Consider the following 26,150-nt stretch of genomic DNA (forward strand, 5'->3'; position numbering starts at 1 on the left):
CCGTTCGGCGACCGTTCGGCGACGGCTTCGGGGTGCGAGTCCGGCAACTGTCCACCTGACGGAACGGTCGGGCGACAGGTTCCATGTACCGGTGGGTATGGGAGATGGCAGGATCTGCCGACATGACCAAGCGCGCCGACGTGATCGTGGTGGGAGCCGGCCTCGCCGGCCTGGCGGCAGCGGCCGAGGCCGCCGATGCGGGAAAGAGTGTCCTCCTGGTCGACCAGGAGCCGGAGCAGTCGCTCGGCGGACAGGCCTTCTGGAGCCTCGGCGGCCTCTTCCTCGTCGACAGCCCCGAGCAGCGCCGGATGGGCATCAAGGACTCACCCGAGCTGGCGCTCCAGGACTGGATGGGTTCCGCCCAGTTCGACCGCGACGAGGACCTGTGGCCGCGACGGTGGGCCGAGGCGTACCTCGACTTCGCGGCCGGCGAGAAGCGCTCGTGGCTGCGGCAGATGGGCCACCGGATCTTTCCGGTCGTCGGTTGGGCCGAGCGCGGTGACGGCCGCGCCGACGGCCACGGCAACTCGGTCCCGCGCTTCCACATCACCTGGGGCACCGGGCCGGGCGTGGTCGAGCCGTTCGAGCGGAGGGTGCGCGCCCACGCCGACAGCGGCCGGATCACCTTCGCCTTCCGGCACCGTGTCGACCAGGTGCTGGTCGAGGACGGCACCGCCGTCGGCGTACGCGGCATGGTGCTCGAGCCCAGCGACATCGAGCGCGGCCACGCCTCCTCGCGCACCGAGGTGGAGGACTTCGAGCTCCGCGGCCAGGCCGTGATCGTCACCTCCGGCGGCATCGGCGGCAACCATGACCTGGTCCGCAAGCACTGGCCCTCGCGCCTCGGCACCCCGCCGAAGTCGATGGTCTCCGGCGTGCCTGCGCACGTCGACGGACGGATGCTCGAGATCACCGCCGCGGCCGGCGCGAAGATCATCAACGACGACCGGATGTGGCACTACGTGGAGGGCATCCGCAACTGGGACTCGATCTGGGCCAACCACGGCATCCGGATCCTCCCCGGCCCCTCGTCGCTGTGGCTGGACGCCACCGGCCAGCGTCTCCCGGCACCGTTCTTCCCCGGCTTCGACACCCTCGGCACGCTCAAGCACCTGCGCCAGACCGGCTACGACTACTCCTGGTTCGTGCTCACCGAGAAGATCATCAAGAAGGAGTTCGCGCTCTCCGGCTCGGAGCAGAACCCCGACCTGACCGGCAAGGACATCAAGCTGCTCGCCGAGCGGGCGCGCAAGGGCCCGGGTCCGGTGAAGAACTTCATGGACCACGGCGAGGACTTCGTGGTCGCCGACAACCTCACCGCCCTGGTCCACGGCATGAACGGCCTCGCCGAGAAGGACCCGACCGGCCCGCAGATCGTCGAGAGCGAGCTGCGCCGGATCATCGAGGCCCGCGACCGCGAGATCGCCAACAACTTCACCAAGGACGCCCAGGTCACCGCGCTGTACGCCGCCCGCCACTACCGCGGCGACAAGCTGCAGCGCACCGCCAAGCCCCACCGCATCCTCGACCCCGAGGCCGGCCCGCTGATCGCGGTCAAGCTCCACATCCTCTCCCGCAAGACGCTCGGCGGGCTCCAGACCGACCTCTCCGGCCGCTGCCTGACCTCCGCCGGCACCCCGCTCCCCGGCCTCTACGCGGCCGGCGAGGTCTCCGGCTTCGGCGGCGGCGGGATGATGGGCTACAACGCGCTCGAGGGCACCTTCCTCGGCGGCTGCCTGTTCTCGGGACGTACGGCGGGACGAGCTGCGGCAGCAGCGATCTGACCCCGGTGGTCGGCACCCTCCCGGTGGTCGAGCCTGTCGAGACCCCTCAGTGCGCCCCGGAGAGGTTCAGCCCGACCACGCCGACGACGATCATCGCCAGGAAGGCGGCCTTGGCGGCGCTGAGGTGCTCGCCGAGGAACATCACGCCGATCGCGGCGACCAAGGCGGTGCCCAGGCCCGACCAGATCGCGTACGCCACCGAGACCGGCATCCGCTGCACGACCACCGACAGCAGCCAGATCGAGGTGCCGTAGCCGAGCAGGACGATGGCCGACCAGGTGAGGTTGCGGAAGCCGTCGGCGCGGGGCAGCAGCGCGGTGCTGACGACCTCGATCGCGATCGCGGCGACGAGCAGAGCGGCGGCGTACATGGGTCCTCCTGGGGCGAGATGTAGCGACTGCTACACCCCGAAAATGTAGCAGTCGCTACATGATCGGCATAATGAAATCCATGGACCGCAAGGAGGAGCTGCTCGAGCAGGTCGTCGAGCACGTGCTCGAGCACGGGCTGATCGGGCTGACCCTGCGTCCGCTGGCGGCAGCGATCGGCACCAGCGACCGGATGCTGATCTATCACTTCGGCGGCCGCGACGAGCTGGTCGCCGCCGTGGTCGCGCGTGCCAACGACCACTCCGTCGCGGCGGTGAAGTCGATGGAGCCGGCCGAGGACGTACGAACCGGGGTGGAGGCGCTGTGGCACGCCTACCGCGAGGAGCCGATGCACAGCTGCCTGCAGATCTATCTCCAGGCGGCCGCGACCGGGCTGATCGGGATGGAGCCCTACCGATCGGTGGTGCGGGCGGCCAACGAGCTCTGGTACGCAGCGTTGCGCGACTACATCACCGCCTGCGGCGCACCCCCTGAGCGTGCGGGCCGGATCGCCACGCTGGTCGACTCCTCGCTGATCGGCTTCCACCTGGATCTGGCCACCGACCGGCCCGACGAGCTCGCCACCGGGGTGGCCGATCTCGCCGTGGCGGCGGGTGCGATCGCCGCTGCCTGAACCGGGCACAATGCGCGGGTGAGCTCGCTGCTGAAGACCGTCCCTGCCGACCGGATGCACCTGTGGCTGATGCTGGTGCTCACCTTCACCACCGGGATCAACGACGCGGTCGGCTATCTCGGTCTCGACAAGGTGTTCACCGGCAACATGACCGGCAACGTCGTCATCCTCGGGATGGCGCTGGTCGGGGACACCGACCTGCCGATCCTCGGGCCGGTGCTGGCGCTGGTGGGATTCATGGCGGGCGCGGCGCTCGGCGGACGGGTGCTGAAGGCCGACAAGCAGGCGTGGGGCGGGCGCACCACCGCGCTGTTCTCGCTGGTCGCAGCCCTGATGCTCGGACTGTCCGCGCTGCTCTTCGTGGCCGGCGACGAGCCCTCGCGCGCGATCATGGTCACCACGACCACGCTGGCCGCGGTCGCGATGGGCACCCAGGCGGCCGCCGCGCGCCACATCGCGGTCAAGGACGTCACCACCGTCGTGGTGACCAGCACGATCACCGGTCTCGCGGCCGACTCGCCGATCGGCTCCGGAAAAGCCTCCTTCCGTGGCGGCGGCACCGCCCGCCGCGCGATCACCGTCCTGCTGATCCTGCTCGGCGCCTTCGCGGGCGCGGGGATGCTGCTGTGGCACACCGGCGGCGGCCTGCTGCTCGCCGGCATCCTGATCGCAGCCGCCACCGCGACCGGCGCCTGGCACGCCCGGGTGCACCGCGCGATCATCTAGGTTCCGATCATCTAAGGTCTGCCACGTGGAGTGCCCCAAGTTCGCGGTGAGCGTCGACCTCGTCGTGCTCACCGTTCGTGACGAGGCGCTCTGCGCCCTGGTCGTACGTCGCGGCGTCGAGCCGTATCGAGGCGCCTGGGCGCTCCCCGGTGGCTTCGTCCTCGACGACGAGGGCCTGGAGGAGGCCGCGGCCCGCGAGCTGGCCGAGGAGACCGGCATCCGGCCGGGCAGCGTGCACGTCGAGCAACTGGCGACGTACGGCTCGCCCGGGCGCGACCCGAGGACCCGGGTCGTCACGGTCGCCTATCTCGCACTGGCCCCCGACCTCCCGGTGCCGGCGGCCGGGTCGGACGCGGCCGACGCCCGGTGGTGTCCGGTCGAGGCGCTCTTGGCCGGCGACGAGCTGGCCTTCGACCATGCCGCGATCCTGCGGGACGGGGTCGAGCGGGCGCGCTCGAAGCTGGAGTACTCGCCGCTCGGCGCCGCCTTCTGCGCCGAGGAGTTCACCGTCGCCGAGCTGCGCCGGGTCTACGAGATCGTCTGGGGCGCGCGCCTCGACCCGCGCAACTTCCACCGCAAGGTCACCAAGACCGAGGCGTTCCTCGAGCCCACCGGCGCGACCACGACCAGGGACGGCGGCCGGCCCGCCCAGCTCTTCCGGCGAGGATCGGCCGAGCATCTGCACCCGCCGCTGCTGCGGCGGACGACCTGACCGCGGCCAGGTCACCGGGCGGTCTCGGCTCGGTCACGAAACGATAACGGCAGCCTTCAGTAGTCCGTGCGGTCCCGCTTCGCCAGCCACGCCTCGAACGGATCGTTCGCCTGCGGGATCCGCAGCTCGTCGACCCGGGTCGGCCAATCGTCGTGCTCGTTGGCGCGACCGGTGCCGAAGAGATCATAGAAGGCACGGTCGTCGAAGCCGCCCTTGGCCGCGTCGTCGCGGTCGGCGGCGTAGACGACGCGGTCCAGGCGCGCCCACAGCGCGGTCGCCAGACACATCGGGCAGGGCTCGCAGGAGGTGTAGAGGGTGCAGCCGGCAAGGGAGAAGTCGTCGGCCTCCTTGCAGGCGGCCCGGATCGCGACGATCTCGGCATGGGCGCTCGGGTCCAGGTCACGGGTGACCCGGTTCTGGCCGGTGCCGAGCAGGATGCCGTCGCGCAAGATGATGGCGCCGAACGGGCCACCGCCGTTGTTCACGTTGCGTACGGCCAGCGCGACCGCCTGCTCCAACCACATCTGATCGGTCATGTGATCCCCCCGGATCGATGTCTCCAGTGTCATTCTGCGCTCACGCGAACCCGGGGACCGAGACCCAGGCGTCCGGCTCGGTCGAGCCGTCGCGCTGAAGGGCCGCCTCGATGAGCCCGTAGGGCCGGTCGGCGGCGTAGAAGACCTCGTTGTCGTTCTGCAGGTCGAAGGGGGAGAGGTCGACGAGGAAGTGGTGTTTGTTGGGGCAGGAGATCCTCATCTCGGCGATCCCGTCGACGGCCTCCATCACGGCCCGACCCATCTCGTAGATGGTCTGCTGCAGCGCCAGCGAGTGCACCTCGGCGAAGGTGTCGAGCAGGATGGCGCGGACCTTGTCGTACGCCGCGTCCCAGTCGTCGGGGTGCGTCGCCCAGCGCCACCACGCGGTGACCGAGGTGGCCAGGATGCGGTCGTTCGTCTCGGCGAGCGTGGTGTAGCGGTCGCGCGGGAAGCCGTGGAACTCCGAGCCGGTCGACTTGAGCACCACCAGGTCGGTCAGGCCGGAGAGCACGAAGGTGCGTTCGCCGTCGCGGTCGACCACGGCCGTACGCGTCTCCTGACCGCGCCGCACGAAGGAGTGCTCGTTGGCTGGGATGCGGTCCCAGGAGTACGTCTCGGCCTTCATCACCGACCCCGTGACCCACGGCTGGGCCGACCAGTGGTCGGCGAGGTCGAGGAGGAAGCGCTCCGGCGAGGTGACGCCGAGCTCCTTGGCCTTCGCGTAGACCACGTTCTTCTGGGTGTCGGTGGCGTGCACGTGCACGTTGTCGCCGTCGGTGAACGCCGCCTCGAAGTCGCCCCTGAGCTGGGTGGAGACGTTGAGGTCGTGGATCGTGTGGCTCGTCGCCCCCGAGCCGGTCGTGCCGCGGTCGACCTTGACCAGGCGTACCTCCGCCTTGCCGTGCTGGTTGGGGCCAAGAGTGATCGACATCAGCTTCCTCGGTAGGTCGTGTAGGAGAACGGGCTGAGCAGCAGGGCCACGTGGTGGTGCTCGCCGGCGGTGACGGTGAAGGTGATGTCCACCTCGGGGAAGAAGGTCTGCCGGTCCTGCTCGGCGAACCACGGCCCCGTCGCGAACGTCAGCGTGTGCGCCCCAGGCGGCACCTCACCCTCGAACCGCACCCGACCGTCGGCGTCCGTGGTCGCGGTGCGCGCGCTGTCGTCGGGGAGGGTGAGGATCACGGCCATCCCTGCAGCCGGCCGGCCGAGGGCTGCGTCGAGGACGTGCGTCGAGACGGTGGTCATGCGACCAACCCTCCCAACCGCAGCACCGCGATCTCGGCGAGCTGCTCCTTGGTCACCATGATTTCGGTAGCCGGGTCGTTCTCCAGCCGTCTCTCCAGCAGCCCGAGCATCTCCTCGGCGCTCCGCCCTGCGGCCCGCACCAGGTAGATCCGCCCGAACCGCTCCTCGTACGCCGCGTTGCCCGCCCGCAGCCGCTCCTGCACGTCGCCGTCGGCGGGGTCGACGCCGGCCTGCTCCCGCGCAGAGAGCTCGGCGCTCCGGCTCGCGCCGGTGGGACTCTCCCCGATCCGAGGGTGGTCGGCCAGCGCGTTCTCGACCTCGTCGTCGGTCCAGCCCTCAGCCAGTCTCTCCGCCGTCGCCAGCAGATCGGTCAGCTCCGCGTACGGCCGCCCGGCCACCACCCCGCGCACCCAGGACGGGATCGCCACACACGGCTCCACCATCTTCTCGGCATCGTCGGCGGCCAGCGCGTTGAACTCCTCCAGCGGCATCCTCACCGCGCCACCCTACGACCCCAACGTTGCGCACCCCGACCCAAATATTGCGCGCACGAAAACCCACCCCTCGCCGAGACGTCGAAAATCGACGCCGAGAAGTCAGATTTTGACGCCGAGCCGTCGGTAATCGACGCCGAGTGGTCGATTCTCCGTATCTGGGAATCGACCACTCGAGGTCGATTACCGACCTCCCGGCGTCAAAGATCGACTTCTCGCGGCCGATTTTCGACGTCTCGGCGGCGTGATCGACCTAGTGGGGGAGGGATTGGGCCAGGGCTAGGAGGTCTCGGTCGCGGCCGGGGGCGGCGATGAGACAGAGGCCGGCGGGGCGGTTGGTGGCGGTGCGGACGGGGAAGGATACGGCAGGGAGGCCGGCGATGCCGGCGATGCAGGTGAGGCGGAGGGTGTCGTCGCGTACGCCGGGGGCGTCGGCGGGGGTGGGGGCGACGGAGGAGGCGCTGGGGAGGGCGAGTACGTCGTCGCCGACGGCCTCGAGGATCTTGGTGCGTGCCTCGGCGAGGATCGCGCGGGCCTGGGCGGCCTGCTCCCGAGTCACCGACCGGGCCATCTCGAAACGGCCGCGCACCGCCTCGCCGAGGGTGTCGAGCCGGGTCTCCAGGAAGGCGCCGTGGGCCTGCCACGCCTGGTAGGCCTGTCCGGTGACGAAGGCCTGGCGCCACTCCTCGAGCCGCGACGGCTCCCACGACGACGTCCGGGCGTCGGGCAGGGCCTCGCGGACCGCGGTGGCGACCTCGTCGGTGGCGAGGTCGACCAGCGCCGGGACGAGCTCGACGTCTGCCGGGGTGACGGGCGAGAGCGGTGAGGACGGAAGCAGCACCTCGCCGACCGCCTGCAGCAGGAACGCCGAGCGGGTCATCCACCCAACGGTGTCGAAGGCCTTGGCGAGCGGGAGCATGCCGGTGCGGGCGACGGCGCCGTGGGACGTACGGATCCCGTAGAGACCCTGGTAGGCGGCCGGGACCCGGATGGAGCCGCCGGTGTCGCTGCCGAGGCCGATCGAGGCGTGGCCGAGCGCGACCGCGGTCGCCGGGCCGGACGAGGAGCCGCCCGGGATCCGATCGGGGGCCTTCGGGTTGGGCGGTGCGCCGTAGTGGGCGTTGAGGCCGGAGAGCGAGTAGGCGAACTCCTCGGTGCGGGCGATCCCGCGCACCGACGCTCCGGCGTCGAGCAGCGACGCGACCACGGACGAGTGCGCCTTCGCGACCGGTGCCTGCTCCAGCCACGTGGGGCTGCCGGCGCCGACGGCGAACCCGGCGACGGCGTAGATGTCCTTGACCGCGACGGTCTCGCCGGAGAGGGCGCCGTCGGCGGTGTGGGAGGAGACCAGCGGGTCGCCGACGACCCGCCAGATCCGGCTGTCGAAGGCCGGCGCGGGCTCGGAGACGTGGGCCGCGGTGACCTGCCAGCCGCCGTGCTCGATCCGCACCGGGTCGCGCGCCCACAGCTGCGTCTGCAGCCCACGCCCGCCCAGGTCGAGCTCGGTGACGGCCACGATCAGCGCGTGGTCCTCGTCGATCACCTGCACGTGGGTCTGCACCAGCCGCCGCTTGGCCGAGCCGCCGCGAGGGTCGTGGGTCGCGGCGACCTGCTCGTGGCCGACGAGGAGCCCCGTGGCGTCGCCGTGCAGCGTGGTGGGGGAGTCGGCGAAGAGCGCGTCCAGGGCGGCGACGTCGTCAGACATCAACGCGCTCTCGTACGCACGGAAGGCCTGCAGCAGCCCGTGAGGGACCGGCTTGAGCTGGGCGCCGTCCCGAGCTTGTCGAGGGGTCATAGGGCGAAGTCTGCCCTGTCGACCGGGGCGTGTGCGCCCGTGACGCCCCGGGCGGAGCGAGGAGCCGGTCAGAAGAGCAGCGCGACGCCCAGGAGCACCGCGATGAGCAGCAGCGCCCCGGCCAGGATGAAACCTGCGGAGAACGCCGGCAGCGGTCGCCGCTCCCGCATCGCGCGCTCGACGCGAGCCCAGCGGATCATCGCGAAGACCGTGCACAGGATCGCGGTGAGGACCAGCACGAGGACCACCCCGTCGCGTACGCCCTCGGAGGTCGGCACCTGGAACGAGTGCAGCGCGACCGCGCCCGCCAGCAGGCCGAGCACGGTGCGCGCCCAGGCCAGGAACGTACGCTCGTTGGCCAGCGTGAACCGCGGGTCGGGCTCGGTCCCGTGGTCGTAGACCCAGTGGGGGTGGCGGGTCTCCGGGGGCCTCGATGCTGGCTCGGTCATGACCCCATCGTCCACCACATCGGGTCCCGATCTAGATTTCCTCCATGGCGCAGAGCACCCAGACCCCCGAGTTCGACCGCGACATCGAGGTCCGCAGGATCGACGAGACGACCTACGCGGCAGACCTCGCGCCCGGCTGGGTGGTCGGTGGCGGACTCAACGGCGGCTACCTGCTCGCGGTCATCGCGAACGCGCTCCGCGCCCACCTGCCGAACCACCCCGACCCGATCGTGCTGAGCACCTTCTACGCCGGCGCCAGCACGCCCGGGCCGGCCGAGGTTCGCGTCGCGACCAAGCGCGACAAGGGCTCGCTGGCCATCGCGACCGCTGAGCTGTGGCAGGGCGAGGACCTGCGGATCACGACCACGGCGACGTACGCGGACCTCGACGGTCTGCACGCCAAGAGCAGCGACTTCGAGCGGGTCACCGCGACCGAGCCGGAGCTGCCGCCGGTCGAGGAGTGCCTCTCCTCGACCACGGCGCCGGAGGAGATGAAGACGTTCGTGCCGATGCTCGACCGCTACGAGCTGTGCGTGCCGAAGGAGCAGTTCGTCTGGGGCGGGGCGGCGCCGACCGGCGAGGCCGTCTTCACCGGTTGGTTCCGTCACCACGACCGGGAGCCCGACGTGCTCTCGCTGCTCCAGGTGCTCGACGCGCTCCCGCCGGTCACCTTCGCGCTCGAGCTCCCCGGCTGGGCGCCGACGCTGGAGCTCACCTGCCACATCCGTCACAAGCCCGCGCCGGGGTGGCTCAAGGTCACTCACTTCTCCCGCAACCTCTCGGGCGGGATGTTCGAGGAGGACTGCGAGGTGTGGGACTCCGCGGGCAGGCTCGTCGCGCAGGCGCGGCAGCTGGCTCGGTTGCCGCGTAGCTGAGGGGGTCTCGACAGGCTCGACCTCCGGTGGGTCAGCGCATCGGGGCGCAGCGGTCCTTCCCGCCGTACGCGTCCCAGTGCCAGGCCTCGGGTGCGTACTGCTTCAGCCCGACGCTGAGCGCGGTCTTGTTGAGGAACCGCCACACCGCGCTGGACGGCTCCGAGGCCCGCGTCGCGCAGGTCTTGCCGCCGGTGGCGCTGGGCTGCTCGAAGTCGATGGCGATGCCGAGCTGGTGGGAGGAGTGGCCGGGCTGTGCGGTCAGCGTGTAGTCGCCGGCGGTGCAGCCGCCGGTGACGTCCTCGCGGCACAGCGCCTTCTGCTTCTCCATCGTCCGGAAGGAGCTGCCTGCGAGCAGGTCGATGCCCTGCTTCTCGGCCTTCTTCACCAGCGCCACCACCGCGCCGGAGATGCGCGCGTTGACGACGGTGAGCCCGTCGGAGCCGTCGATGTAGTAGGGGTCGCCCTTGATGCTCTCGGTGCCGGTGTTGGGCAGTCCCTCGACCGCGCACAGACGCACCGGGATCAGCTTGCCGAGGTCGTAGCCCTCGCCCTCACCGAGATCCTTCGTCCCCGGCGCGCACATGAGATCGGTCGAGTCGGTACGCAGGTCGCCCACCGGCTTCGTCGGCGCGGCGACCTCGATGAGCTTGCCCTCGGCGGAACCGCCGGCCGAGCGGAGGTCGTGGGCCTTCGCGGCGAGCTCGGCGAGGTGGCCGGTGACGCCGCCCTGCTTCGCTTCGCTCGCCGTCGCCGCGGCGGTCGGAGCCTCGGGCGCGGCCCCCGGGACGCTCTCGGGACAGGCGGTGACGTTCTCGGCCAGGGGCTTCTGGGTGCCGGTGGCGAGGGTGATGTTCGCGCACACGACCGTGGTGTGGTCCTGCTTGGCATAGGTGTCCTGCCAGGTCCGGTAGCCGGCGACGGAGAACGTGCTGGTCTCCTCGTCGGCCTGCAGCGTACGCAACCGCAGACCGTCCCCGTAGTCACCCGGCTGCTCCAGCCAGGTGGCGATGTCGTCGCCGGTGACCTCCCAGCCGACGCTGCGCAGCGACGCGACCGCGACCGAGAGATCGCTGCCGAGGCCGTTCATGTCGTCGGTCGTGGTCTGCTCCCACTCCTGCGTCTGCTCGTAGAAGTCGTACGCGCCGTAGCCGCCGACCCCGACCAGCGCGAGCAGCAGCAGCGTCACGAGCACCTTTGGCCAGCGTCGCTTCTTCGGCGGCTCGGAGCCGAACCGGCCGGGCCCGAAGTCGCGGGGGTACGCCGGGGGCTGCTGGCCCGGAGGGGCCTGCTGCCCGTACGGCTGCTGCTCCTGGGGGTAGGGCTGCTGAGGATACGGCTGCTGGGGGTAGGGCTGCTCGGGGTAGGGCTGCTGCGGTCCCGGATACGGCCGCGGCTGTCGAGGCTGGGGGCGCTGAGGGCGCTGGGGCATCGGCCGAGGCTGCTGCCCCGGATGGGGCTGGCGCGGACCGGGGAAGGGCTGCTGCCCGCGGTAGGGCGGACGAGCCCCGCCGGGCTGCCTCGGAGGCCACTGCTGGTCGCTCACGGGCGGCCCCCGGACGGGGGCAGGGAGACGAAGGACAGCAGGCGGTGAGGCACGGCGTTGCAGCGTACCCAAGTGGAACCACTTTCCGGGCCTCTAGGGAACAATCTCACACGTGAACACCCCCAAGACCGTTGTGGCCGCGGCGATCCTGAGCGCCGACGGCAAGCAGGTGCTGGCTGCGAGGCGTACGTTCCCGGCCGAGGCGGCCGGTCGCTGGGAGCTCCCCGGCGGCAAGGTCGAGGAGAGCGAGACGCCCGAGGCGGCGCTCGTCCGCGAGATCGGCGAGGAGCTCGGCTGCCTGATCGAGGTGCTCGACTGGATGCAGGGCGAGTCCGCGATCGGGGCGGCGGGCTCGACCACCGGTCGCCTGATCGCCGCGACCGCGCGCGTGGTCGCCGGTGAGCCGCGGCCGCGTGAGCACGACCAGGTGCTGTGGCTGGCCGCCGAGGATCTCGACTCGGTCGACTGGCTCGAGCCCGACCGTCCGTTCCTCGACCCGCTCCGCCACGTGCTCGGTGTGCCCGAGGAGGCCACCGTCCGCGGCATCTTCTTCGACGAGGACGACGCCCGCTCGGCAGCCGCGACGCTGGAGCGCGAGGGCTGGACGGCGAAGGTGAGCCGCGAGCGCTACCAGGGCGAGGACGACGACGAGGACCACCCGTGGTCGGTGGAGACCGACGCGCCGGAGCTGGTGCTGGAGCTGCTGGTGGACGAGCACGACGGCTGGCTGGACATCCCCGAGGGCCCTCCGGACGACTCGATCGCGCCGGAACCCGTCGAGCTTCCCGACAACCCCAAGCGCATTAAGCGCCCCGACCTAGGATCGGGCTCGTGACCTCTCAGAAGAGCCTTCTGCTCGTGCATGCCCACCCTGACGACGAGACGATCGGGACGGGGGCGACGATGGCGAAGTATCTCGCGGAGGGCGCCCGCGTGACCCTGGTGACCTGCACCGCCGGCGAGATGGGCGAGATCCTCGTGCCCGAGCTCGCCCACCTCGCCGCCGACCGGGACGACGCCCTGGGTGAGCACCGCAAGGGCGAGATCGCCGACGCGATGGCCGCGCTGAAGGCGCCCGACGGCAGCGAGGTCGACCACCGCTGGCTGGGCGGCTTCGGCACCTACCGCGACTCCGGGATGACCTGGAGCGAGGACCGCACCCACGCCCAGCCCGACCCCGACGCCCGCGAGAACGCCTTCTGGTACGCCGACCTCAACGAGGCCGCCGACCACCTCGTCACGATCATCCGCGAGGTCCGTCCGCAGGTGCTGGTCACCTACGACGAGTTCGGCAACTACGGCCACCCCGACCACATCCAGGCGCATCGGGTCGCGACGTACGCCGCGCATCTCGCCGCCGTGCCGACCTACAAGAAGGAGCTCGGCGAGGCCCACGAGATCGACCGGATCTTCTGGACCGCGATCGCGGAGAGCTGGATCCGCGAGGGGCTGCGTGCCGCCCGTGCTGCCGGGGACGAGGACGCGCTCGGCGGCATGGACCCCGAGGGCCCGCTGCCGATGGCGACGCCCGACGTCGACATCGCCGCGGCGATCGACGGCACCGCCTACGCCGACCAGAAGGTCGCCGCGATGCGTTCCTACCCCACCCAGATGAACATGGAGGAGGGCATGTTCGCGATGACCAACAGCCTCGGCACGACCGCGTGGTCCCACGAGCACTTCCGCATCGCCAAGGGACGCCTCGAGACCGACCCGGACGGTGGCATCAGCCCGGACCTCTTCGCCGGGCTGTGAGGCTGCTCGCCGGTCTGCTCCTCGGCCTCGTCGTCGGGGTCGTCGGCCTCGTCGTCGGGGTCGCCGCGGTCGCCGTACACCCGTGGTGGTGGGGCCTGCTGCTCGCCCTGGCCGCCTCCTCGGCGACGCTGGCCGCGCTGCCGCGGGGCGTCTCGAGGATCGCGTACGCCGCGGCCTGGGCGATCGTCATCGCGCTGGCCGCGACGCCGAGGCCGGCGGGCGGGTATGCCATCGCGGGCGACCTCGAGGGCTACCTGATGATCTTCTGGGCGGTGCTGATGATCGTGGTCGCGACGGCGACCGTCTCGAGGCGCCGGCCGCAGGCGGACGCGGCCGCTGGTGGAGAGTGACAAAGGTCCCAAGATGGGCTACGGCTTCGGCCCAGGGGGGTATAGGTTCTAGGCTCTCCCGCATGTCCAATGACCCCGAGGCCTTCAAGGCCCCCGAGCCCGCGCAGCAGAAGGACGCGGCCGGGTTCAACGCCAGCCCGACTGGCGCGGACGATTCTGCTATCGAGACGATCATGATCCCGCAGATCGAGATCGACGCCCGCGTCGCCGAGTCTGCCGGCTCCAAGCCTGTCTCGAACGTACCCGACGACGAGCCGGACGGCGCGACCAGGATCGTCGCGCCCGGCGCCGGCTTCGACGAGGACGCGGACGCCGCCGAGGAGACCATGCTGCGCAGCACGATGCTGCGCTCGGAGCTCCCGAAGCGCGGGGAGATCCCGAAGGAGGAGAACTTCCTGTTCGTCTCCAAGAACCGGAAGTTCGCCCCCGAGCCGGACGCCGTCGAGTCCGACGCCGAGGTGGACGGCGACGCCGACACCGAGATGGCGCTCTATGCTCCGGTCAACGAGGGCGCTCCCGACTTCGACGACGAGCCTCTCGAGGAGACCGTCATGGGGGTCGGGCCGTTCGTCGTGCACGAGCCCGCACCTGCTCCTGTTCCAGCGACCCCGGGCGCGCCTGGCGGCCCTGCCGGCCCCGGCGGCCCGAACGGTCCGGTCGGCCCCGGCGGCCCTGGCGGCTCGGGAGGCTTCGAGCACCCCGACTACGCCCAGCCGGTCGCACCCGAAGGCAGGCAGATCGGCACCGGCACCAAGATCGCTGCCGCGGTCGCCGGCGGCGTCGCGATCCTGGCCTTCGCCGGGTGGGCCGCTGCGTACGCAGTGGCGGGGGAGAAGATCTCCGAGGGCACCACGGTGGCAGGCGTCGACATCGGCGGTATGACGGCCGACGAGGCGGTCCCGCTCCTCGACGAGAAGTTCGCGCCGGCCCACAGCCAGCCGATCAACGTGACCGCCGGCAAGAGCAAGACCGAGATCAACCCGGCCGAGGCCGGTCTCAGCTTCGACGCCGAGGCGACGATCGAGAAGGCCGACGCCCGGCGCAGCTGGAGCCCGGTGAAGCTGTGGAAGCACTACACCGGCGGCGGCGAGATCGAGCCGGTCATCAAGGCCGACGACGCCATGATCACCAAGGTCGCCGCCAAGGTGAACAAGCGCGCCGGCACCCCCTTCAAGGACGGCGACGTCGTCATCAAGAAGGGCAAGATCAAGACCATCCAGCCGGTCGCCGGCGAAGGGGTCAGCGACGCGTCGCTCCGGAAGGCGCTCGCCGGGCAGCTGCTCGTCGAGGGCGACCGGGAGGCCGACGTACCTCTCGAGGAGCTCACCCCCGACGTCGACGAGGCCGACGTCCAGGACGCCGTCGACAAGGTCGCCACCCCGGCGATCTCCGGCCCGATCACGCTCAAGTTCGAGAAGACCCCGGTCGAGCTCTCGCCGAAGCAGTTCGGTGACGCCATCCGGTTCGACCCGAAGGACGGCGAGCTGCGCGCCTCGGTCGCTCCGGCGAAGCTGAAGAAGGTGCTGAAGAAGGCGCTCTCCGACGACGCCGCCAAGCCGGTCGACGCGACCGTCAAGCTCGTCAACGGCAAGCCGAAGGTCGTCCCCGCCAAGCCGGGCGTCACCTTCAACCAGAAGGATCTGGAGACCGTCTTCCTCGACGTCGTCACCGCAGAGAAGGGTGAGCGGGTCGTCGAGGTGAAGTCGAAGGTCGCCAAGCCGAAGGTCACCACCAAGGAGGCCAAGGCCTGGGGCATCAAGGAGAAGGTCTCGACCTTCACCACCAACTTCCCCTACGCCGAATACCGCAACGTCAACATCGGCCGCGCCGCCGAGCTGGTCAACGGCACCGTCCTCGCGCCGGGTGACACCTTCTCCCTCAACGGCATCGTCGGGGAGCGTACGGCGGCCAACGGGTTCACCAAGGGCTGGATGATCCAGAACGGCGTCTTCCGAGAGGACTACGGCGGCGGCGTCTCGCAGATGGCGACGACGACGTTCAACGCGATGTTCTTCGCCGGTCTGCAGGACGTCGAGCACAAGGCCCACTCGCTCTACATCTCCCGCTATCCGATCGGTCGCGAGGCGACCGTCGCGTGGCCGTCGCTGGACCTGAAGTTCAAGAACAACACCAAGTACGGCGTGCTCATCCACTCCTGGGTCAACCCGGCCGGCCCGAACGGCCAGGGGTCGGTGACCGTGGAGATGTGGTCCACCAAGATCTGGGACATCAAGGCCCGCACCGGTGACCGCTACGACTTCAAGTCGCCCGGCAAGCAGAAGATCACCGACGGCAACTGCGAGAACACCGTCGGCGCCCCGGGCTTCTCGATCAACGTCTGGCGCGACTTCTACAACGCGGCGAACGGCTCGAAGGTCGACACCCAGACCTTCAAGACGACCTACATCCCGCAGGACGAGGTCAAGTGCACCGACGAGTCGAAGAAGAAGCCTCCCGCCGACCCCAACTGACGCCGAGTCGGCGCAACTGCCCCAGAAATACACGCCGAGTCGGCGCATCTGCCCCGAGATGTGGGGCAGATGCGCCGACTCGATTCAGGGAGTGAGCCGGTGGAGGTCGCGAGGAAAGAGAGTGACCTCTCGGACGTTCGCGGCTCTGACGAGCCGCGCCACCCAGCGCTCCAGCCCCAGCGCGAAACCACCGTGCGGTGGCATCCCGTGCGCGAACGCCTGCAGATACGAGGCGTACGCCGCCGGCTGCTCGCCGCGCTCGGTGATCGCCCGCTCGTAGTCGGCGAGCCGGTGCAGCCGCTGCCCGCCGGTGACGAGCTCCAGGCCGCGGAAGAGCAGGTCGAAGCTGTTGCTCCCGCCCTCCGATGATCGAGCCTGCCGGGACCAGGGGTGGGTGTAGAACGGCCGCTTCCGCATCGGGTAGCCCTCGACCGCGAGCAGGTCGCTCCCATGGGTCTCCCGTGCCCACGCGCCCAGGGCTCGCTCGTGCTCAGGTGCCAGGTCGGGCTCGTCGGCCGGGGCGCCGACCAGCTCCAGCGCGTCGGCGAAGTGGACGACCGGGATCTCCGGCGGCACCACGGGGAGCTCGACGCCGAGGCGCTCGACCGCGTCCGCGGCGTACGTCTCGATGGCACGTCCCATCCCGGCGAGGACCTCACGGAGCACTGCGAGCACGTCGCGATGGTCGCGGATGAAGCCGAGCTCGACGTCGAGGCTGACGTACTCGGCCAGGTGGCGCACCGTGTCGTGCGGCTCGGCCCGGAAGACCGGCCCGGCCTCGTAGACCCGTTCGAAGATCCCGACCAGCTGCTGCTTGTAGAACTGCGGCGACTGGGCGAGGTAGGCGGGCCGGCCGAAGTAGTCGATCGCGAAGACGTTCGCTCCCGACTCGGTCGCCGACTCGACGATCTTGGGGGAGTGGACCTCGGTGAACCCGGCGGCGTCGAGGGTCTTGCGGAAGCCGCGCACCGATGCCGCGGCGAGGTCCCAACGGGCCCGGACGGCGGGGTGGCGCCAGGTCACCGGTGCGTGGTCGAGGAGCGCGGGCAGCGTGACCGTCGGCTCCGGGCGCCACAGTTCGACCGGCGGGGTGAGCGCGGGCTCGGAGAGCGCCGTGACCACCGGCGAGGCGACCTCGACACCTCCTGGGGCCTGCGGGGTCGCGGTGGCGATGCCGGTGACCTCGACCGGCGTCTCCTCCGGCGGCACCTGCTGTCCTTCGGCCGGCTTGACCACCACCTGCGCCAGGCCGCTGCGGTCGCGCAGGACGAGGAAGGTCACCGCGGCGAGCTCACGGCGACGGTGCACGTGCCCGCAGAGGCGGACGGTGGATCCAGGGGTCGCCGAGGCGAGACGGGCGGCGAGCGTACGGTCTATCGGTTTCATCGTTCCTCCAGGTGGCGAGGCCCTGGAGGTGTGGGCGGGGGCTAGGTCGCGGTGCCACCACACCTTCGCTGATGTCTCATCAGCCTCTCGTCGGTCCGCCGTACGCGCGGGCGCCGCTGTGCCCGTCGTCGGGGCGGAGGGTCGTCACTCCTCGGCGGCGCCGTCGCCGATCGTAGGTCGCGCTCTCGGGACACCGCCAACGAGTTTCTGGTCGTGACGCGTGTCACATCACGTCGTTGAAGAGGCATGCGCCCCTTCCTGCTGAGTCTCCTCGCCGCCGTCGCACTCGCCCTCGCCCCGGTCTCCGCTGTCGCCGCCCCGTCCGTCAGCGCCGCGCCGCGATCGGGGATCCCGCTGCCGGGTTCGCCCTACGGAGACCCGCTCGGCTCCAACGACTGGGGGTGCGCGCCCACTGCCGAGCGACCGACGCCGGTGATCCTGGTCCACGGCACCTTCGGCGACCGCCGGTCGCTGCTCGACCCGATCTCGATCGCGATGAAGCGCGCCGGCTTCTGCGTCTACTCGCTCGACTACGGCAACCGCGCCACCGACGACATCCGCGACTCCGCCGCCCACCTGGGCGAGTTCGTCGAGCGGGTGCTCGAGGTCACCGACGCCGAGAAGGTCTCGCTCGTCGGCCACTCCCAGGGCGGGATGATGCCGCGCTACTATATCAAGAACCTCGGCGGCGACGCATACGTCGAGGATCTCGTCGGTCTCGCCCCCTCCAACCACGGCACCGCGATCATCCCCGACACCGGCAGCACCGACCCCACCGGCTTCTGCGTGTCCTGCGCCCAGCAAGCCGCCGGGTCCCAGTTCCTCGCCGACCTGAACGCCGGCGACGAGACCCCCGGGGACGTCTCCTACACCCAGATCGCCTCCGCCTACGACGAGATCGTCGTCCCCTACACCTCCGGCTTCCTGGCCGAGGGTCCGAACACCACCAACGTACGCATCCAGGACGTCTGTGGCCTCGACCTGGCTGAGCACGGCCTCATCGTCATGAGCCAGGCCGCCATTCGCGTCACCCTCGACGCGCTCTCCCACGAAGGCCCGGCAACTCCCGGCCTGAAGACCTGCTGACCCCCGCCCCGCCGAGCGGTCGCAAATCGGCGCCGAGACGTCGATAATCGACGCCGAGAGGTCGATCTCTGGCGGCGAGAGGTCAATGGGCTGACCTCTCGCCGCCGATTTCTGACTTCTCGGCGTCAGAATTCGACGGCTCGGGGCGGGGGTGGGAGGGGTGCGTTGGTGCCGGACGCCCGCAGGGCGTCGATCGCGAGGGCTGCCAGGCGGCGGGCGGCGGCCACCCTCGCGGGCTTCGAGGTGATGGCGAGGCCGCGGCCGGCGAGGAGTACGAGGACGAGGTCGTCGATCACGAAGTCGGGGCGGAGACGCCCTGCGGCCTGTGCCCGCCGGGCGAGCCCGTCGAGCTTGACCAGGAGTGCGGAGCGGTGCTCGGCGAAGGTCTCGCTGGGCCGCTCGGCCAGGAAGGCGTCGACGAAGCCCTTGTTGGCGGCGTTGAGGACGCTGAGCTCCTCGATGACCGAGGTGAAGCCGTGCCACGGGTCCGGGTCGGCGCACCCTTCCTCCACGACGCCCCGGCATGTCCGCAGCTCGTCGTCGAAGACCGCTTCGAGGAGTGCCTGACGTGCCGGGAACCGGCGGTAGAGCGTCGCCGGCCCGACGCCGGCCCGGCGCGCGACCTCGCGCATCGTGACCTCCAGCCCCTGCTCGGCGTAGAGGGAACGGGCCGCCTCCAGGATCCGGTCGCGGTTGGTCTGCGCATCGGAGCGGAGCTTGTGAGGCAACGTCTCGGTCATGTCTCTCACTTTCTGGAAGCGGACGCAGGCGTCCGTTAGCGTCGCCAGCGTACGTCAGGCACAAGCGTGAGAGAGACGAAGATGCGAGCGGTGAAGATCGAACGGTTCGGCGACCCGGACGGCATGGTGATGGCCGACGTCGCCGATCCGAGCCCCGGCCCGGGCGAGGTGGTCGTCGCCACCGAGGCGGTCGGCGTGGGCGGTGTCGACGCGGTCATCCGGCGCGGGACGCTCGCCGGGTTCGGGTTCGAGACCGGGATGGTCCCGGGCAGCGAGGTCGCCGGGGTGGTGACCGCGGTCGGAGCGGGGGTGGACACGGCCTGGGTGGGGCGTTCCGTATGGGCGTTCACGGGCAGGGACGGGGGCTACGCCGAGCGCGCCGTCGCCGGCCTCGACGACATCACCGAGCTTCCCGCCGGGCTCTCCGCGGTCGACGCCGTGACGGTCGGGAGCTCGGCGACGGTCGCACACTTCGCGCTCGCCCATGCGCATTTCGTGCCGGGGGAGTCCGTCCTCGTTCGAGGCGCCGCGGGAAGCATCGGCATCTCGGTCGTCGAGCTGGCCTCCCGGGGCGGGGCGAGCACGGTCGCGGTGACGACCTCGTCGCCCGAACGCGGTGAGCGGCTTCGCGAGCTCGGCGCGACGCACGTGCTCGACCGCTCCGGAGACGGCGATGCGGCGGCTCCGGAGCGCTATGACGTGATCATCGACATCGTCGGGGGCCCGGCAACCGGCGAGTTCGTGGACCGCTTGGCGGCCAACGGGCGGATGGTCGTCGTCGGGGCGGTCGCCGGGATGCCGCCCGCGGACGTCGCCGGCCGGCTTCTCGCCTCTTTTCAGCAGTCGCGCTCGTTCGCCACGTTCAGTCTCGACACCATCCCCGTGCCGGCCAGGAACGCGGCTCGCGCAGATCTGCTCGCCCGCGCCGCCAAGGGTGATCTGCACGCCGTCGTGCACGACCGGCTGCCCCTGGACCAGGCCGCCGAGGCTCACCGGCAGATGGACCTCGGCACGGTGTTCGGACGGATCGTCCTGGAGGCCTGAGACTACGGTTCAACCATGCATCTCGACCTGGTCACGATCGTCGTCCCCGACCACGACGACGCGGTGGAGTTCTTCCGTGACGTGCTCGGCTCCGAGGTGGCCGAGGACCGACCTACGGCGTCGGCGAGGAGTAGTAGCGGCAGCGGTGGTGCTCGGTGAAACCCAGGCCGGCGTAGAGGGCGAGGCCGGGGTCGTTCGAGGTCTCGACGTGCAGCCACGCGGCGCGGGCCCCGCGCTCGGCACCCCACTCGAGGAGCGTGGCGAGGGCCTTCGTGGCCAGGCCCTGGCGGCGGTGCGACTCGGCGACCTCGAGGTCGTGGATGGCCAGCCAGTCACGCTCCAGGGTGCCCATGATGCGAGCGTGCTCGCCGAGGTTGATCAGCACCTGCGCGTCCCCCGACCCGACGGTCTCCATGCGAGCGTCCTCGACGGGCGCGGGCAGCAGACGGCGGGTGGCGGCGAGCCCGGCGAGCTGGAACTCGACGGTGACGTCCTCGACCCAGCCGCGCGCGACGACGGCCTCCTCGACGTCCGAGCCGACCTCGATCTTCACCCGCGGCCGCTTGTGGCGGGTGCGGTAGAACGCCTCGACCCGGTCGATCGCCTCGGTGAGCCCGACGCCCGGGTCGCCGATCGCCAGCGCCGAGTTGGGCCGCCGGCGCACCGAGACCTCGTGGTCGAAGAGCACCCACTCACCCAGCGGCTCGGAGGTGGTGCCGGGGAAGATCGCCGCGCTGAGCAGCTCGGCCTCGCGGACCCCGATCCGCAGCCGTACGTTGGGTCGCGGCGGCACCGGCTTGCCGGAGACGATCTCGGCGACGGGCACGGTGACCTGCTCCCCGGACTCGCGCTCGATGACCGCGAAGCCGTCGGCCCAGGACGTACAGACGCCCAGGATGTCGGTGAAAGCAGGGCCGCCGGTGGGGCCGGTCTCGCCCGGGACGAGGCGGCGGACGACGATCCGCTGGCCGACGACATGTGGTCCCAGGAGATGAGCAGGCACGAGGGGATACTAGGCTGTCCTCTGAAGGGCCAGTCGTGCCCCTCTGACTTTCGTGATACCCCGCTTGGAGGAGCCCCGAATGACGTACGTCATCGCCCAGCCCTGTGTTGACGTGAAGGACAAGGCTTGCGTCGACGAGTGTCCGGTGGACTGCATCTACGAGGGCAAGCGGATGCTCTACATCCACCCCGACGAGTGTGTCGACTGCGGCGCCTGCGAGCCGGTGTGCCCGCCCGAGGCGATCTTCTACGAGGACGACACCCCGGAGGAGTGGAAGGAGTACTACGACGCCAACGTCAAGTTCTTCGACGACCTCGGTTCCCCCGGCGGCGCCGCCCGCATGGGTGAGATCGACAAGGACCACCCGTTCGTCGCCGCGCTGCCCCCGCAGAACCAGGGCTGATGCCCGCCCCGATGTCGGCCTCGATCCCGGTCTCGCAGCAGCTGCCCGACTTCCCGTGGGACAAGCTCGTCCCGTTCAAGGCGAAGGCGGCCGCGCACGCTGATGGACTGGTCGACCTCTCGGTGGGGACCCCGGTGGACCCCACCCCGACGGTCGTGCAGAACGCTCTGCGGGACGCTGCCGACTCCCCGGGTTACCCGGCGACGGTCGGCACTCCCGCGGTCCGTCAGGCCGCGATCGACTGGCTCGCGCGCAACCACGGGGTCGACGGGCTCGGGCTCGACAACGTCCTGCCGGTGATCGGCTCCAAGGAGCTGATCGGCTCGCTGCCGCTCCACCTCGGTGTCGGTCAGGGCGACCTGGTCGCCTACCCGGAGCTGGCCTACCCGACCTACGAGGTCTCCGCGGCTCTCGTCGGTGCCGACACCGTGGCGACCGACTCGCTGGTCGCGCTCGGGCCGAAGGCGCCGAAGATCCTGTGGATCAACTCGCCCTCCAACCCGACCGGCCGCGTGCTCCCGGTCGAGCACCTGCGCAAGACGGTCGAGTGGGCCCGTGAGCGCGGCACCCTGCTGATCTCCGACGAGTGCTACATCGAGTGCGCCTGGGAGGCGTCGCCGATCTCGGTGCTGCACCCCGACGTCTGCGGCGGCTCCTACGACGGCATCCTCGCCGTCCACTCGCTCTCCAAGCGCTCCAACCTCGCGGGCTACCGTGAGGCGTTCGTCGCCGGCGACGCGACGGTCCTGGCCGAGCTCCTCGCGGTCCGCAAGAACCTCGGTCTGATGATGCCGGGCCCGCAGCAGGCCGCCATGGTCACCGCGCTCGGCGACGACCAGCACGCCAAGGAGCAGCACGCCCGCTACGCCGCGCGGCGCGCCAAGCTCAAGGAGGCGCTGGAGACGGCCGGCTTCCGCATCGACCACTCCGAGGCCTCCCTCTACCTGTGGTCGACCCGTGACGAGGACTGCTGGAAGACCGTCGAGTGGCTCGCCGAGCGTGGCATCCTCGCCGCCCCCGGCGCCTTCTACGGCCGCGCCGGCAACCAGCACGTACGCATCGCCTTCACCGCGACCGACGAGCGTGTCGACGCGGCGGTCGCCCGCCTGACCGCGTGACGGTTCCGGGTTTGTCCGGTACGTGAAGATTGGTGGCGTGAGCGCTGAGCCGGGGACCCCCACGGGCCCACCGACCATCCCGCCTCCGGGGCCGCCGCCGCCCGCGCCCGGCCCGTCCGGGCCACGGCTGCCGGAGCCGGCGCGCGAAGCGCTGCGCAAGTCGGCTCAGCAGGCGCGCAAGCAGCTGCGCCCGGTACGCAAGCACCTCATCGTGCTCGGTGTCGCGATCGTCATCGCCCTCGTCTTCGCGGGCCTGCGGCTCCTCGGCGTCGGCGTCAGCGGCATCCCGGTCCTCTCCCGCGAGAGCTGCACCGTCACCGCCGCTTCCGAGAGCTACGACCTCACCTCGAAGCAGGCCGAGAACGCCTCGGCGATCGCCGCCCAGGCAGTACGCCGCGGCCTCCCGGCTCGCGCCGCCTCGGTCGTGCTGGCCGTCGAGCTCGCCGACCACTCGCTCGGCCGCGACCCCGCGGAGGCGCGCGCCCTCTACGAGCGGCTCTCCAGTGTCGCCGACTACCGCCGGCAGTCCGTGCCCGGCGTCGCCCAGCAGATCAGCGACGGCTCCCGCGACAGCTACCGCGACTCCGAGGCCCAGGCACGAGCCCTCGCCTCCGCGCTGACCGGCAACACTCCCGAGGCGTTCTCGTGCGTCGTCAAGGGCGGCTCGTCCGCATCCTCGGGCGAGCTCAGTCCTGCCGGGCTCACCTCGCGGGCGGAGACGGTCCGGGAGGACGTACGCAATGCTTTCGGGCGCATCCCCGACGGCGGCTACCAGCCCGGCGGCGTCACCAACGGCCACATGAAGGGCTCCGCCCACTACGAAGGCCGCGCGGTCGACTACTTCTTCCGTCCGATCAACCAGCGCAACAACATCAAGGGCTGGGCCCTGGCTCAGTACTTCGTCGCCAATGCCGACCGCCTCGACGTCCAGACCGTCATCTACGACGACCGCATCTGGACCCGCTTCCGCTCCGCCGCCGGCTGGCGCGACTACGACGTCCCCGCCCGCGGCGGCGACCAGGCCATCCTCGAGCACCGCGACCACGTACACGTCGACGTAGCCGGCTGAGTCCGAGAGGCAGGCGGGTCGAGGCGTCGCTCGCGTCGGCCGAAGCGTCGGCTAGGTCGGCCGAAACGTCATCCCGGTCGGTCGAAGCGTCATGTTGGACGGTCGAGACGTCACTGGCGTCGTTCGAGTCGGCAGGTGACTTCTCGGTCGACGGGGGTGACGTGTCGGCCGACCGGGGTGACGTGTCGGCGGGCGAGGTGACTTCTCGGTCGACGGGGGTGACGTCTCGACCGGCGGGGGTGACGTGTCGGGCGACGGGGGTGACTTCTCGGCCGACCGGGGTGACGTCTCGGCCGGCCGGGCCGACTCCTCGGCGGAGGGGGTCAGGCGAGGGTGACGACGATGCGCTCGCTGGTGGCATCGGGGGTCTCGACCCACTCCTCGTCCTTGCCGGCGGACCAGGTGCGGCCGTCGTAGGCGATGGAGGTGGCGCCGAACTCGCTGGCGCGGGCGAGTACGTAGTGGGCGACGGCCCAGCCGTTGCGCTGGCCGGTCTCGCCGGAGTCGACGGGGACCACCACGGACCGACCGTCGACGCGGGCGCGGCCGACCATCTGGCCGAGCAGCTGGTTGATCTCGGTCTTGGTCGCCTGGGGCTTGCCGGTGCCGGCCTCGGGCTCGTCGATGCGGCAGGTGAGCGCGGCGGGGGAGTAGCCACTGATCGCGGAGGCGATCGCGCGGCCCTCGCCCTCGTGGTCGGCGTACGCCTCGGGGTAGGCCGAACGCTGCACCTTCTGCGCAGCCTCGGTGATCACCATGTCCTCGTAGCCGTCGATCTTCACCAGCGCGTCGTAGAACTTGTTGGTGGCGTAGACAGGGTCCTGGACCTGCTCCTCGGTGCCCCAGCCCATCGACGGACGCTGCTGGAAGAGGCCGAGCGAGTCCCGATCACCATGGCTGATGTTGTAGAGCTTCGACTCCTGGATGGCGGTCGCGATCGCGATCGTGGCCGCGCGTGCAGGCAGGCCGCGCTTGAGCCCGAGCGCGGTGATCACGGCCGCGTTGCCCATCTGCTCGGGGTCGAAGCGCGCCTCGTACTCTCCCGCGACCGCCGTGCACTGCTGCAGGTCGGGCAGGATCGAGTCGAGCTTGTCGGTCGCGGCCTGGACCAACCAGTAGATCCCGCCGGCGATGACGCTGAGCACCACGACCGTGGTGAAAAACTTCTTCAACTCAGCACTCTTCGTCGTCGCTAGTTGGCGTGGAGGGCAGCGTTGAGCTCGATGCCCTCGCCCTTCCACGGAACGGCCTCGATGGCGCCGCTGACGGAGTTGCGGCGGAAGAGGATGTTGGAGGCGCCGGAGAGGTCGCCGGCCTTCTTCACGGTGCCGTCGGGGAGGGTGACCTTGGTGCCGAAGGTGATGTAGCAGCCGGCCTCGACGACGGCGTCGTCGCCGAGCGAGATGCCGAGACCGGAGTTGGCACCGAGCAGGCAGCGCCGGCCGACGGAGATGACGGCCTTGCCACCACCGGAGAGGGTGCCCATGATCGAGGCGCCACCACCGACGTCGGAGCCGTCGCCGACGACGACACCGCCGGAGATGCGACCCTCGACCATCGAGGCGCCGAGGGTGCCGGCGTTGAAGTTCACGAAGCCCTCGTGCATGACGGTGGTGCCCTCGGCGAGGTGGGCGCCGAGCCGGACGCGGTCGGCGTCACCGATGCGGACGCCGCTCGGCACGACGTAGTCGACCATCCGCGGGAACTTGTCCACGCCGTAGACGGTCACGTGCTGGCCGGCCGCGCGCAGACGGGCGCGGGTGAGCTCGAATCCCTCGACCGCGCACGGGCCGGCGCTGGTCCACACCACGTTGGTGAGCAGACCGAAGATGCCGTCCAGGCTCTGGCCGTGGGGCTGGACGAGACGGTGGGAGAGCAGGTGGAGCCGCAGCCAGACGTCCTCGGCGGACTCCGGCGCGGTCTCGAGGTCCTTGACCTCGACGAGCGCGACCTTCTTGGTGACCTGGCGCACCTCGTCGGCGCCCTCGAGCGCGGTCAGCTCCTCCGGCGCGGTTGCGTCGGCGGGCTGGGTGCCCAGCCGCGGCGCGGGGAACCACACGTCGAGGACGGAGTTGTCGGCGGCGTACGTCACGAGGCCGAAGCCCCAAGCTGCATTCGTCACGCGCCGAAGTCTAGTGGCCGAGGCTGAGCGAGCCCTTATCGACGGTCTCGGCGTGCGAACATGGTCCGGTGAGCAAGAAGAGCGCGCCCCCGACACCCCAGCTCTCCCAGGCCGACGACGGCACCTGGACGCTGGAGGTCCCCGGCGTCGCGACCAGCAAGGGTCACCCGGCGCCGGAGTGGGCGATGGCCAAGGGCGTGGAGGTCGTACGCCGCGCCGCATCCGACATCGTCCGCAAGTGGATCAACGGCAAGCCGGTCAGCGACGCCGAGAAGCAGGTCGTCCTGCTCGTCACCCGTGGTGACTCGCAGGTCTACGCCTGGCTCGACGCCGCCTTCGCCGACGACCAACCTCGCTAGGAGCCGCTCCGGAGGCCGAGCTTGTCGAGACCCCCGGAGGACACATCTTCAGCAGGGGCCTTCCCGGTGGTCGAGCTTGTCGA

Annotated in this window: 29 protein-coding genes; 16 read left to right on the forward strand and 13 right to left on the reverse strand. The window is 70.8% G+C overall.

Features of this window, described 5'->3' with window-relative positions; genetic code table 11:
* Positions 1-104: 104 nt before the first annotated feature.
* Positions 105-1,784: an FAD-binding dehydrogenase gene (locus IEY81_RS08510; protein WP_189118042.1), complete on the forward strand. Its 1,680-nt coding sequence runs from the start codon at positions 105-107 to the stop codon at positions 1,782-1,784.
* A 46-nt stretch (positions 1,785-1,830) separates the two neighbouring features.
* Here IEY81_RS08510 and IEY81_RS08515 read toward each other — a convergent pair whose 3' ends face one another.
* Entirely contained in the window at positions 1,831-2,154 is a 324-nt protein-coding gene (locus IEY81_RS08515) for a DMT family transporter (RefSeq protein WP_189118043.1), read from the reverse strand.
* Positions 2,155-2,234: 80 nt separating this feature from the next.
* Here IEY81_RS08515 and IEY81_RS08520 point away from each other — a divergent pair, with 80 nt between their 5' ends.
* Genes IEY81_RS08520 through IEY81_RS08530 form a run of 3 tightly spaced genes read left to right on the forward strand, consistent with a single transcriptional unit; the run spans position 2,235 to position 4,224 of the window.
* Positions 2,235-2,786, forward strand: a complete 552-nt coding sequence (locus IEY81_RS08520) for a TetR/AcrR family transcriptional regulator (RefSeq protein WP_189118044.1) — start codon at positions 2,235-2,237, stop codon at positions 2,784-2,786.
* Positions 2,787-2,804: 18 nt separating this feature from the next.
* The gene (locus IEY81_RS08525; RefSeq protein ID WP_229787553.1) at positions 2,805-3,512 is read left to right on the forward strand and encodes a YoaK family protein; all 708 of its coding nucleotides are present in this window, start codon (positions 2,805-2,807) and stop codon (positions 3,510-3,512) included.
* A gap of 25 nt (positions 3,513-3,537) precedes the next feature.
* On the forward strand, positions 3,538-4,224 hold the full coding sequence (locus IEY81_RS08530; RefSeq protein WP_189118045.1) for an NUDIX hydrolase: 687 nt from the start codon (positions 3,538-3,540) through the stop codon (positions 4,222-4,224).
* A gap of 56 nt (positions 4,225-4,280) precedes the next feature.
* Here the strand turns inward: IEY81_RS08530 and IEY81_RS08535 are convergent, their stop codons facing one another.
* From IEY81_RS08535 to IEY81_RS08560, 6 genes are all read right to left on the reverse strand, one after another.
* On the reverse strand, positions 4,281-4,760 hold the full coding sequence (locus IEY81_RS08535; RefSeq protein ID WP_189118046.1) for a nucleoside deaminase: 480 nt from the start codon (positions 4,758-4,760) through the stop codon (positions 4,281-4,283).
* Positions 4,761-4,800: 40 nt separating this feature from the next.
* Positions 4,801-5,691 carry a factor-independent urate hydroxylase gene (pucL, locus tag IEY81_RS08540; protein ID WP_189118047.1) on the reverse strand — a complete coding sequence of 297 codons (891 nt, stop codon included), beginning with the start codon at positions 5,689-5,691 and terminating at the stop codon, positions 4,801-4,803.
* Positions 5,691-6,005: a hydroxyisourate hydrolase gene (gene uraH / locus IEY81_RS08545; protein ID WP_189118048.1), complete on the reverse strand. Its 315-nt coding sequence runs from the start codon at positions 6,003-6,005 to the stop codon at positions 5,691-5,693. The genes pucL and uraH overlap by 1 nt, the downstream gene beginning before the upstream one ends.
* Positions 6,002-6,496, reverse strand: coding sequence for a 2-oxo-4-hydroxy-4-carboxy-5-ureidoimidazoline decarboxylase (gene uraD, locus IEY81_RS08550; RefSeq protein WP_189118177.1), 495 nt, complete (start codon positions 6,494-6,496; stop codon positions 6,002-6,004). Before uraD ends, uraH begins: the two co-directional genes overlap by 4 nt.
* Before the next feature lie 256 nt (positions 6,497-6,752).
* Positions 6,753-8,294 (reverse strand): AtzH-like domain-containing protein, encoded by a 1,542-nt coding sequence (locus IEY81_RS08555; protein WP_189118049.1) that lies wholly within the window; start codon positions 8,292-8,294, stop codon positions 6,753-6,755.
* 68 nt (positions 8,295-8,362) lie between these two features.
* Positions 8,363-8,743, reverse strand: a complete 381-nt coding sequence (locus tag IEY81_RS08560) for a YidH family protein (protein WP_189118050.1) — start codon at positions 8,741-8,743, stop codon at positions 8,363-8,365.
* Between the two features lie 44 nt (positions 8,744-8,787).
* On the opposite strand from IEY81_RS08560, the gene IEY81_RS08565 reads away from it, so the two are divergent.
* Positions 8,788-9,618 carry a thioesterase family protein gene (locus IEY81_RS08565; RefSeq protein ID WP_189118051.1) on the forward strand — a complete coding sequence of 277 codons (831 nt, stop codon included), beginning with the start codon at positions 8,788-8,790 and terminating at the stop codon, positions 9,616-9,618.
* Positions 9,619-9,649: 31 nt separating this feature from the next.
* Here the strand turns inward: IEY81_RS08565 and IEY81_RS08570 are convergent, their stop codons facing one another.
* Positions 9,650-11,047, reverse strand: coding sequence for a M15 family metallopeptidase (locus IEY81_RS08570; RefSeq protein ID WP_189118052.1), 1,398 nt, complete (start codon positions 11,045-11,047; stop codon positions 9,650-9,652).
* A gap of 226 nt (positions 11,048-11,273) precedes the next feature.
* On the opposite strand from IEY81_RS08570, the gene IEY81_RS08575 reads away from it, so the two are divergent.
* The 4 genes from IEY81_RS08575 to IEY81_RS08590 all read left to right on the forward strand — a co-directional run bounded on the left by IEY81_RS08575 (position 11,274) and on the right by IEY81_RS08590 (position 15,737).
* Complete coding sequence (locus IEY81_RS08575; protein WP_189118053.1) at positions 11,274-11,996, forward strand: (deoxy)nucleoside triphosphate pyrophosphohydrolase; 723 nt, start codon at positions 11,274-11,276, stop codon at positions 11,994-11,996.
* A complete protein-coding gene (gene mshB / locus IEY81_RS08580; protein ID WP_189118054.1) occupies positions 11,993-12,916 on the forward strand; it encodes an N-acetyl-1-D-myo-inositol-2-amino-2-deoxy-alpha-D-glucopyranoside deacetylase in 924 nt (307 codons plus the stop codon). Before IEY81_RS08575 ends, mshB begins: the two co-directional genes overlap by 4 nt.
* On the forward strand, positions 12,913-13,266 hold the full coding sequence (locus IEY81_RS08585; protein ID WP_189118055.1) for a hypothetical protein: 354 nt from the start codon (positions 12,913-12,915) through the stop codon (positions 13,264-13,266). Before mshB ends, IEY81_RS08585 begins: the two co-directional genes overlap by 4 nt.
* Before the next feature lie 62 nt (positions 13,267-13,328).
* Positions 13,329-15,737, forward strand: a complete 2,409-nt coding sequence (locus IEY81_RS08590) for a VanW family protein (protein ID WP_189118056.1) — start codon at positions 13,329-13,331, stop codon at positions 15,735-15,737.
* Positions 15,738-15,821: 84 nt separating this feature from the next.
* Here the strand turns inward: IEY81_RS08590 and aspS are convergent, their stop codons facing one another.
* Positions 15,822-17,123, reverse strand: a complete 1,302-nt coding sequence (gene aspS, locus IEY81_RS08595; RefSeq protein WP_189118057.1) for an aspartate--tRNA(Asn) ligase — start codon at positions 17,121-17,123, stop codon at positions 15,822-15,824.
* A 246-nt stretch (positions 17,124-17,369) separates the two neighbouring features.
* Here aspS and IEY81_RS08600 point away from each other — a divergent pair, with 246 nt between their 5' ends.
* Complete coding sequence (locus IEY81_RS08600; RefSeq protein WP_189118058.1) at positions 17,370-18,209, forward strand: lipase family alpha/beta hydrolase; 840 nt, start codon at positions 17,370-17,372, stop codon at positions 18,207-18,209.
* Positions 18,210-18,334: 125 nt separating this feature from the next.
* On the opposite strand, the gene IEY81_RS08605 is transcribed toward IEY81_RS08600, so the two are convergent.
* Positions 18,335-18,949 carry a TetR/AcrR family transcriptional regulator gene (locus IEY81_RS08605; RefSeq protein WP_189118059.1) on the reverse strand — a complete coding sequence of 205 codons (615 nt, stop codon included), beginning with the start codon at positions 18,947-18,949 and terminating at the stop codon, positions 18,335-18,337.
* A gap of 90 nt (positions 18,950-19,039) precedes the next feature.
* On the opposite strand from IEY81_RS08605, the gene IEY81_RS08610 reads away from it, so the two are divergent.
* Both IEY81_RS08610 and IEY81_RS08615 read left to right on the forward strand, forming a co-directional pair.
* The gene (locus IEY81_RS08610) at positions 19,040-19,993 is read left to right on the forward strand and encodes a zinc-binding dehydrogenase (RefSeq protein WP_229787556.1); all 954 of its coding nucleotides are present in this window, start codon (positions 19,040-19,042) and stop codon (positions 19,991-19,993) included.
* A 15-nt stretch (positions 19,994-20,008) separates the two neighbouring features.
* Positions 20,009-20,152 (forward strand): VOC family protein, encoded by a 144-nt coding sequence (locus IEY81_RS08615; RefSeq protein WP_189118060.1) that lies wholly within the window; start codon positions 20,009-20,011, stop codon positions 20,150-20,152.
* Here IEY81_RS08615 and IEY81_RS08620 read toward each other — a convergent pair.
* The gene (locus tag IEY81_RS08620; protein ID WP_189118061.1) at positions 20,106-20,996 is read right to left on the reverse strand and encodes a GNAT family N-acetyltransferase; all 891 of its coding nucleotides are present in this window, start codon (positions 20,994-20,996) and stop codon (positions 20,106-20,108) included. The genes IEY81_RS08615 and IEY81_RS08620 overlap by 47 nt on opposite strands.
* A gap of 79 nt (positions 20,997-21,075) precedes the next feature.
* Between IEY81_RS08620 and fdxA the strand changes: the two genes are divergently transcribed.
* From fdxA to IEY81_RS08635, 3 genes are read left to right on the forward strand one after another with little or no spacing between them, the layout of a single operon-like run.
* Positions 21,076-21,399, forward strand: a complete 324-nt coding sequence (gene fdxA / locus IEY81_RS08625; RefSeq protein ID WP_189118062.1) for a ferredoxin — start codon at positions 21,076-21,078, stop codon at positions 21,397-21,399.
* On the forward strand, positions 21,399-22,517 hold the full coding sequence (gene dapC / locus IEY81_RS08630) for a succinyldiaminopimelate transaminase (RefSeq protein ID WP_271188366.1): 1,119 nt from the start codon (positions 21,399-21,401) through the stop codon (positions 22,515-22,517). The genes fdxA and dapC overlap by 1 nt, the downstream gene beginning before the upstream one ends.
* A 37-nt stretch (positions 22,518-22,554) precedes the next feature.
* Positions 22,555-23,586: a VldE C-terminal domain-containing protein gene (locus IEY81_RS08635; protein ID WP_189118063.1), complete on the forward strand. Its 1,032-nt coding sequence runs from the start codon at positions 22,555-22,557 to the stop codon at positions 23,584-23,586.
* 323 nt (positions 23,587-23,909) lie between these two features.
* On the opposite strand, the gene IEY81_RS08640 is transcribed toward IEY81_RS08635, so the two are convergent.
* Together IEY81_RS08640 and dapD are read right to left on the reverse strand one after the other, a co-directional pair.
* On the reverse strand, positions 23,910-24,758 hold the full coding sequence (locus IEY81_RS08640) for a hypothetical protein (RefSeq protein ID WP_189118064.1): 849 nt from the start codon (positions 24,756-24,758) through the stop codon (positions 23,910-23,912).
* A 20-nt stretch (positions 24,759-24,778) separates the two neighbouring features.
* Positions 24,779-25,708: a 2,3,4,5-tetrahydropyridine-2,6-dicarboxylate N-succinyltransferase gene (gene dapD, locus IEY81_RS08645; protein WP_189118065.1), complete on the reverse strand. Its 930-nt coding sequence runs from the start codon at positions 25,706-25,708 to the stop codon at positions 24,779-24,781.
* Positions 25,709-25,776: 68 nt separating this feature from the next.
* Between dapD and IEY81_RS08650 the strand changes: the two genes are divergently transcribed.
* Positions 25,777-26,067, forward strand: coding sequence for a hypothetical protein (locus IEY81_RS08650; RefSeq protein WP_189118066.1), 291 nt, complete (start codon positions 25,777-25,779; stop codon positions 26,065-26,067).
* Positions 26,068-26,150 lie beyond the last annotated feature (83 nt).

The organism is Nocardioides luteus (assembly GCF_014648595.1).
GTDB lineage: Bacteria > Actinomycetota > Actinomycetes > Propionibacteriales > Nocardioidaceae > Nocardioides > Nocardioides luteus.

Coding starts and splice junctions, on each gene's coding strand:
- aspS (WP_189118057.1), bottom strand. CDS start 17,123: ATGAAACCGATAGACCGTACGCTCGCCGCCCGTCTCGCCTCGGCGACC.
- IEY81_RS08555 (WP_189118049.1), bottom strand. CDS start 8,294: ATGACCCCTCGACAAGCTCGGGACGGCGCCCAGCTCAAGCCGGTCCCT.
- IEY81_RS08565 (WP_189118051.1), top strand. CDS start 8,788: ATGGCGCAGAGCACCCAGACCCCCGAGTTCGACCGCGACATCGAGGTC.
- IEY81_RS08520 (WP_189118044.1), top strand. CDS start 2,235: ATGGACCGCAAGGAGGAGCTGCTCGAGCAGGTCGTCGAGCACGTGCTC.
- IEY81_RS08615 (WP_189118060.1), top strand. CDS start 20,009: ATGCATCTCGACCTGGTCACGATCGTCGTCCCCGACCACGACGACGCG.
- fdxA (WP_189118062.1), top strand. CDS start 21,076: ATGACGTACGTCATCGCCCAGCCCTGTGTTGACGTGAAGGACAAGGCT.
- uraH (WP_189118048.1), bottom strand. CDS start 6,005: ATGACCACCGTCTCGACGCACGTCCTCGACGCAGCCCTCGGCCGGCCG.
- IEY81_RS08590 (WP_189118056.1), top strand. CDS start 13,329: ATGTCCAATGACCCCGAGGCCTTCAAGGCCCCCGAGCCCGCGCAGCAG.
- IEY81_RS08600 (WP_189118058.1), top strand. CDS start 17,370: ATGCGCCCCTTCCTGCTGAGTCTCCTCGCCGCCGTCGCACTCGCCCTC.
- dapC (WP_271188366.1), top strand. CDS start 21,399: ATGCCCGCCCCGATGTCGGCCTCGATCCCGGTCTCGCAGCAGCTGCCC.
- IEY81_RS08605 (WP_189118059.1), bottom strand. CDS start 18,949: ATGACCGAGACGTTGCCTCACAAGCTCCGCTCCGATGCGCAGACCAAC.
- uraD (WP_189118177.1), bottom strand. CDS start 6,496: ATGCCGCTGGAGGAGTTCAACGCGCTGGCCGCCGACGATGCCGAGAAG.
- IEY81_RS08535 (WP_189118046.1), bottom strand. CDS start 4,760: ATGACCGATCAGATGTGGTTGGAGCAGGCGGTCGCGCTGGCCGTACGC.
- IEY81_RS08560 (WP_189118050.1), bottom strand. CDS start 8,743: ATGACCGAGCCAGCATCGAGGCCCCCGGAGACCCGCCACCCCCACTGG.
- IEY81_RS08515 (WP_189118043.1), bottom strand. CDS start 2,154: ATGTACGCCGCCGCTCTGCTCGTCGCCGCGATCGCGATCGAGGTCGTC.
- IEY81_RS08510 (WP_189118042.1), top strand. CDS start 105: ATGGCAGGATCTGCCGACATGACCAAGCGCGCCGACGTGATCGTGGTG.
- pucL (WP_189118047.1), bottom strand. CDS start 5,691: ATGTCGATCACTCTTGGCCCCAACCAGCACGGCAAGGCGGAGGTACGC.
- IEY81_RS08570 (WP_189118052.1), bottom strand. CDS start 11,047: ATGCCCCAGCGCCCTCAGCGCCCCCAGCCTCGACAGCCGCGGCCGTAT.